The 6,242-nt window shown below is 77.3% G+C and carries 8 protein-coding genes; all 8 read right to left on the reverse strand.

Annotated elements, in window-relative coordinates; translation table 11 throughout:
• Nucleotides 1-33: 33 nt before the first annotated feature.
• A complete protein-coding gene (locus AB0H87_RS36320) occupies nt 34-354 on the reverse strand; it encodes a VOC family protein (RefSeq protein ID WP_360156483.1) in 321 nt (106 codons plus the stop codon).
• Nucleotides 355-413: 59 nt separating this feature from the next.
• The gene (locus AB0H87_RS36325) at nt 414-1,778 is read right to left on the reverse strand and encodes an MmgE/PrpD family protein (RefSeq protein WP_360156486.1); all 1,365 of its coding nucleotides are present in this window, start codon (nt 1,776-1,778) and stop codon (nt 414-416) included.
• 2 nt (nt 1,779-1,780) lie between these two features.
• On the reverse strand, nt 1,781-2,746 hold the full coding sequence (locus AB0H87_RS36330) for an LLM class flavin-dependent oxidoreductase (protein WP_360156489.1): 966 nt from the start codon (nt 2,744-2,746) through the stop codon (nt 1,781-1,783).
• Entirely contained in the window at nt 2,743-3,318 is a 576-nt protein-coding gene (locus tag AB0H87_RS36335) for a hypothetical protein (protein WP_360156492.1), read from the reverse strand. Before AB0H87_RS36335 ends, AB0H87_RS36330 begins: the two co-directional genes overlap by 4 nt.
• Nucleotides 3,315-3,668, reverse strand: coding sequence for a hypothetical protein (locus AB0H87_RS36340; protein ID WP_360156495.1), 354 nt, complete (start codon nt 3,666-3,668; stop codon nt 3,315-3,317). Before AB0H87_RS36340 ends, AB0H87_RS36335 begins: the two co-directional genes overlap by 4 nt.
• Nucleotides 3,665-4,171, reverse strand: a complete 507-nt coding sequence (locus tag AB0H87_RS36345; protein ID WP_360156498.1) for a hypothetical protein — start codon at nt 4,169-4,171, stop codon at nt 3,665-3,667. The genes AB0H87_RS36340 and AB0H87_RS36345 overlap by 4 nt, the downstream gene beginning before the upstream one ends.
• Nucleotides 4,171-5,052, reverse strand: coding sequence for a DUF3891 family protein (locus AB0H87_RS36350; RefSeq protein ID WP_360156501.1), 882 nt, complete (start codon nt 5,050-5,052; stop codon nt 4,171-4,173). Before AB0H87_RS36350 ends, AB0H87_RS36345 begins: the two co-directional genes overlap by 1 nt.
• Nucleotides 5,049-6,242, reverse strand: a 1,194-nt coding sequence (locus tag AB0H87_RS36355) for an MmgE/PrpD family protein (RefSeq protein WP_360156504.1), incomplete at its 5' end; no start/stop codon positions are given. The genes AB0H87_RS36350 and AB0H87_RS36355, both read right to left, overlap by 4 nt.

A 6,242-nucleotide genomic window follows, 5' to 3' on the forward strand; every position in this document is an offset into this window, starting at 1 on the left:
GAAGACGCCGACCCGTCGCTGCGCTTCGCGCGACTAGAAGCACCCGAGGAAGCACGGGTAGCCCGCGGTGCCCGCGGCGTCGGTCGCCGCCAGCAGGTCCGGCACCTTGAACGTCAGGTGGTGCAGGCCCGGACCGGCGCGGTCGAGGAAGCGGTCGACGAACGCCGGCTCGCGGCGGGGCTCCAGGAGCTCCAGGCACATGCCGTTGGCGTACCGCAGCGTGCTGAACCGGAACTCCGGCGCGGTGCCGCCGATCGCCCACTCGCCGCCCAGCCGCGTGCGCAGCAACGGCCAGGCGGGTGCCGCCGTCGGCACGGCGAGGGAGACGTGGTCGAGCTGTGCGGGCGGCATCATCGGGCCAGCTTTCCGGAACACGGTGGGCCGCGCAGTGGCCGTAATGGACAGATTCGCGGTCACGGACAGTGGCGACCGACCACCTCGGCGGCGGCGCCGGCCAGGGTGTCGGCGAGATCGCCGGCCAGGAGCCCGGCCACGACGGCGTCCGTGCCGGCGGGGGAGAGCACGCCCGCGGCGTTGCGGCGGAACTTCGTGGCCACCTCGTCGGCGGTCAGCGGGTCGTCGGGGTTGCCGCGGGCGTTGCGGACCGTGGCCGTCCTCGTCGAGCCGTCCCGCCAGCGGACCGTGACACGGGTCGGGCGCTCGCGCGGCAGGGCGGCGGTGAAGGCCGGGTCCTCCCGCAGGTGGACCAGAGCCGCCAGCTCGCCGACCCGCGGCCGGGCCAGCCGGTCGGGCAGGAACCCGCCGGCCGCCAGCTCGCCGTCGAGGGCGAGGGTGGCCAGGCTGACCGGCACGGAGAACCGGGCGTGCAGGTCCGAGGAGACCGTCGCGGCCGACAGCGTCGCCGCGAAGGCGAACGTGTCGACCTCGACCGCGACCAGGTCGCGTGCCGGGTCCGGAACGCCGGCGACGGCGAGGCGGAACGCGTCGAGGGCCGGATGGACCCAACGGGCGCAGGCGTACGGCTTGAGGTAGCTGTCCGACAGCCGCCACCGCGTGCCGAGCCCGGAGGTGAGCTCCACCGTGGACAGGTCCGTGCCGACCGGGCCGTCCAGCAACGAGGTCAGCAGCCGCGCCGAGCCGGTGGCCCCGCCGGCCGCCCGCGCCGCCGCCGTGGCGCCGTAGTAGGCGCCCAGCCCGGTCCACAGGTTGCGGACCGTGCCGCCCTGCACGGGCACCGCCAGCGTCGCCGCCAGCGGGACGGACCCGGCGAGGGAGACCGCGGTGGCGGTGGTCGCGGGGGAGAGGTCGTGCAGGAGCGCGGTCGCGACCGCGGCGGCGATCGGCCCGTGGATGCCGTGCGGGTGCAGGCCGGGCCGCAGCGTCGTGCCGATCCCGAACCGCATGCCGATCTCGTTGGCGATCAGGAAGATCTCCAGGAGCCGCCGGTCGTCGAGTTTGCCGGCCGCGGCCGCGTGCAGCAGCACGGGCAGCGAGTGCGGCGCCGGGTGCGCGGTGGGCACGGGCGGCAGCCGGTGGCCCTGCGGGTGGAACGACCCGCCGGAGTCGGCGTCGAGCCAGGTCGCGGCGGCCCCCAGGGTCACGAGGCGCCCGAACGGGAGGTCACGCGGGCCGGCCGGCGCGGGCTCCCGCAGCGCGTCGCCGAGCGCCCGCACCGGCGGATAGCGCAGGCCCCCGAGCAGCGCGCCCAGCGTGTCCAGCAGCAGCGTGCGGGTGAAGCCGACGACGTCGGCGGGTGCGTCGTCGAGCCGGGTCCGGTGCGCGAACGCCGCGATCGCCGCGGTGTCGATCGTCGTCATGATCAGTCCTTCCGCCAGCCGTCGCGCGGCGGCACCCGCGACGTGGAGCCGGGGTTCCGCAGGCCGGCGCGGACGGCGGCGCCCAGGTCGTCGAGCCGCTCCCACACGCCGCCGAGCGCGCCGGCCAGCACCACGCCGTCGACGCCGAGGGCACCGAACGCGGCGAACCGCTCCGCCACCGCCCGCCGGTCGCCGGTCACCACGAACCGCTCGCGGACGAACCGGTCCGCCTCGGCCGGAACCGTGGCGCCGCCGCGGGCGTCGGCGGTGCCGTGCCGCCGGTAGTCGTGCGCCGCGGCCACCGACGCCACGCCGGCGCGGAGGCCGGGCGGCACGTCGAACCAGTCCGGCGCCCGGACCAGCCGGGCCGCGCACGACCCGAGGATCGGCGCGGCCGCGGCGGCGGGGTCGTCCGTCACCACCGCGCGGACGAACAGCCAGACCGTCGCGTCCGGCCGGACCGACCGGGCCAGCGCCACCGCCTTGCCGACGATCGCCGGGTCGGCCCCCGCGTCGACGAGCACCCCGCCGAGCCGGGTCGCGGTCGCGGCGATGGTGCGGGGTCCGGAGGCGGCGCCGAGCAGCGTGACCGAGGAGGGCACCAGTTCGCGCAGCGTGCCCAACGACTCCTCGTACGCGCGCGGCGCGGGCGGCCGCAGGCCCTCGTTGCTGACGGAGCTCTCGCCGCGCCCGACCACCGCGAGCACCCGGCCGGGGTGGTGGGCGTCCAGCGTGCGCACCGCGCCGGCCGCGGCCGCGGGATGGCGCAGCCCGAGGCTGAGCACGCACGGACCGGCCAGCCGGGCGCTCGTGCCGGCCAGCACCCGGGAGGTCTCGACCAGGGGATCGGGGAACAGCCGCGGGCTGTCGGCCAGCGCGACTCCGTCGAGCCCGGCGGCCAGCGCGACCCCGGCCAGCTCGACCGGGTCGGCCGCACCCACCGGCCGGGCCACGTTGAGCAGGATCATCGCAGCGTCCGCAGGACATCGGCCACATCGGACGGTGGTGGGCCGCCCGGTGCCAGCACCGAGAGCGTGTGGGCGAGGCCGCCCGGCATGCCCGTGATACCGGCGTCCCAGGCGCGCAGGGCCAGCCAGGCGGCGGCCGCGTCGTGCCCCGGCGCGACCCCGGGCGGGCCGATCAGCATGAGGCTTCCGGCGAGGTCGAGCACGGCCGCGTCCTCGGCCAGCCCGGCCAACCGGGCGCCGCATACCGTGGCGGCCAGCACGCCGGCGCTCACCGGGGCGTCGATCGACGCGGCGACCGCCAGCCCGGCCTCGACGGCGGCGGACAGGTCGGCGGTGGACCGGCCATGGGCCGCGCCGACCGCGAGACCCACGAGCGTCGGCGCGACCGCGGGTCCCAGCGCCGCACACCGCTCGCCGTTCCACTGCAGGGCGACGTAGGTCTCCGCCCGCGTTCCCGCACCGATCAGCGGGAACGCGCCGTCCGGCGTGCCGACCCGGTCCGCCCAGGCGGCGAGCGGGCCCGCGGGGGCGGGCAGCGCGGCGAACCCCGCGAGCACGGCTGCGACGCTCATTCGCGGTTGACCTCCACACTGTCGGTGACGAGGTAGAACCGGAACTTCGTGCGCCCGGCCGGGCCGCGCTCCGCGGGCAGCGGGTGCTCCTCGAACCAGCGCAGGTAGTTCGCGTACGCCTCCTCGTCGGCGTAGTGCATCTCCGCGATCCGGTAGAACGTGTAGCCCTCGGGCACCGACGCCGTCCCGCCTGACGCCTGCCGCACGGGGCGCAGCACCTTGTTGAAGACGATCCGGTCGAGGTACGGGTTGGCCAGCAGGTCGGGCGCGTGCACCTCGAACAGCCAGCGCTCGTACTCCGCGGGGCTGACGCCGTCCTCGATCTCGTACCCGAGGATGTTCTTGATCATGATGTTCTCCTTACCGTCCACAGGTGGGACTCCGCGCCGACGCCGAACCCCTCCAACCGCACCCGCACCGGGTCGATCCGCACGCCCGCCAGCGACGCGGCGACGTCCTCGTCCGTCCGCAGTGGAGCCTTGGTGAAGCCGGCCGCCCGCTGCCTGCCCACCTCACGCCGGTACACCTCGAGCGTCCACCCGGGCGGCATGAGCGTGGCCGTGCCGCGGATCGCCACCACCCGGGGTGGGAGCAGGCCGAGGTCGAAGACGTGCGGCCGGTCGTTGCTCGCGCCCGGCGCCGGCGTGCCGACCCAGGTGACCAGCGTGTGCGGGTCCCGCCGCCACTGGTCGAGCCGGCGGTGCCCGGCGCGCTGCACGAGGCTGACCGACCAGTCCGGCTCGAGGAACGCGGTCATGGTGCGGCTGACCGGGAAGCCGGCCCGGTCGATGGTGGTCACCTGGGCGAAGCCGGCCTCGTCGAGGACGAAGGCCCGCGCGGCGGCGAGGTCCATCAGCGGCTCCAGGGCGCGAGGCGCCAGGTCGTCACGGTGGCCGGCGTGCGGCCGACGAGGGCGGCCAGCTCGGCGTGCGTGTACGGGCGGTCCGGCACGGCGGCGCTGACCACGTCGACGGCGACGCCGGCCGGATCGTGGAACGGGTACGGGTCGAGCCAGACCACTCCCGGCACGCGGACCCCGACGGTGATCCGCTCGTCGGCGCCGGCCGGGCTCGTGCGTACCGCCGGCAGCAGCACGTCCTCGGCGGCGTGGTCCAGCGCGGCGAGCTGTGGTCCCCAGGCTCGCGCCGGGGCCGGCGTCGGCGCCGGCGCGGACGGCATCACGCACAGATACAGCGAGAGCAGGTCCCAGAGCTGCAGCAGCGCGAAGTTGTGCCACAGCCGCGCCTCGAAGACCGCCCGCGGCTCGGACGCGGTCCAGGCCAGCCGCTTGGCCGCGATCCAGCGCCGTTCCTCGGCGTCGACCGCGGCGTCCTGCGCGGCCCGGCCGTCCGCACCCAGGTCTAGCCGGCCCCGCGCGCCCGGCGCCGACCAGCGACCCCGGTAGAGGCCGGTCCAGTGCATGCCGACCAGCACGCCCGCGTAGACGTCGCCGAGCGCGACCCGCTCGACGCCCGTCCGGTAGAGCCGGACGTGCTCGCTGGCGTCGATCTCGAGGAAGTGCAGCGGGCGGCGCTCCAGCTCGTTGAAGAGCACGCGGGCGTCCCAGGCGCGCCAGCCCTCGTCGTGCCGGGCCGCCGCGGTGCGCACCGCCGCGCCGGGCGTCGGCGCCTCGAAGCGGTCGTTGCCCCAGGCGGCCGCCAGCTCCCCGGCGATCCGGCCGTGCTCGACCTGCTCGACCAGGTGGAGGGCGCCGGCGCGCCGGGTGACGATCACGCGGCGGCCGCCCGCAACGCGGCGCCCAGGTCGCGGGCGGTGCCGCCGGCGGCCAGCCCGTCGACGGCGGCGAGCACGGCACCGGCGGGGCCGGGGAAGCGGTGGTCGAGCAGCCGCCGCGCCTTCGCGCGCAGCGCCGACCGGTCGAAGGCGCGGGTGGCGTCGCCCCGCGGCAGGTCGGCGGACCCGGTCAGCACGCTGCCGTCGGCGCGGGTCACGGTGACCCGGGCCGGGCGGCCGGCCGGGTAGCCGGCGTCGAGCTCCGGGTCGTGCCGCACCTCGACCCGCGCGGCCAGGTCGCGTACCGCCGCCGAGCCGACCGTCGCCGCGGTCAGCGTGGTCTCGTCCAGCGTGCCGAAGAGCAGCCCGACCGCGACGGAGGTGGGCACGCTGAAGCGGGCGGCCAGCTCCGTGTCGGCGACGCGGTCGAAGCGGGCCGCGTGCGCGAACGCCCGCACCCGCACCGACGCGACGTCGAGCAGCGGTCCGGTGGCGGCCACGATGTCGGCGACGGCGTCGTTGACCCCGTGCAGGTGGGCGCAGGTCGGGTGCGCCTTGGTGTAGCCGCCGAGCACCTCGAAGCCGCCGTCGTCGGCCAGGCCCGACCAGTCGCGGGCGGCGACCGCCGCGAAGTGCCGGTCCAGCGCACCGGGCAGGGGAGCGAGGCCCGCCACCGCGGCCGCGCCCAGGCTCGCGCCGAGCTGCACCGAGGCGCCGAGGAACGCGTGCCCGCCGGAGTGGCCCGCGAAGACGGTCGCCGCGTCGGTGAGGAGCACCGCCGAGCCGGCCAGCTCGATCGCCCGGCGCAGCGCGGCCGCGTCGCCGGGAGCCAGCAGCCGCGCCACGCCGGCCGCGGCGCCCACCTGGCCCCAGGTGCCGATGTCATGCACCCCGTCCGGCGTGCCGCCCATCGCGCGTCCGACCCGCACGCCGGCCTCGTAGCCGGCGAGCACGGCGGAGAGCAGCGCGGCGCCGGACAGGTCGCGCTCCTCGGCGACGGCGAACACGGCGGGCACGACGTGCGACGCCGGATGGCCGCGGGCCGGCCGGTGGCCGTCCTGCAGCTGATCGGCGGCGATGGCGGCGCCGTTGCGGAACTGCGCGTCGGCGGCGGGCCAGCGGTGCGGCGAGCCGACCACTGTGGAGAGACCGGTCGCGGCGCCGGAGAGCGCCGCGAGCTCTGCCCGGCC

The organism is Asanoa sp. NPDC050611 (assembly GCF_040654855.1).
Classification (GTDB): domain Bacteria; phylum Actinomycetota; class Actinomycetes; order Mycobacteriales; family Micromonosporaceae; genus Asanoa.

Bases quoted from the DNA above. Each gene is read 5' to 3' on its own strand.
- AB0H87_RS36320 (WP_360156483.1), bottom strand. From the start codon at position 354: ATGATGCCGCCCGCACAGCTCGACCACGTCTCCCTCGCCGTGCCGACG.
- AB0H87_RS36325 (WP_360156486.1), bottom strand. From the start codon at position 1,778: ATGACGACGATCGACACCGCGGCGATCGCGGCGTTCGCGCACCGGACC.
- AB0H87_RS36330 (WP_360156489.1), bottom strand. From the start codon at position 2,746: ATGATCCTGCTCAACGTGGCCCGGCCGGTGGGTGCGGCCGACCCGGTC.
- AB0H87_RS36335 (WP_360156492.1), bottom strand. From the start codon at position 3,318: ATGAGCGTCGCAGCCGTGCTCGCGGGGTTCGCCGCGCTGCCCGCCCCC.
- AB0H87_RS36340 (WP_360156495.1), bottom strand. From the start codon at position 3,668: ATGATCAAGAACATCCTCGGGTACGAGATCGAGGACGGCGTCAGCCCC.
- AB0H87_RS36345 (WP_360156498.1), bottom strand. From the start codon at position 4,171: ATGGACCTCGCCGCCGCGCGGGCCTTCGTCCTCGACGAGGCCGGCTTC.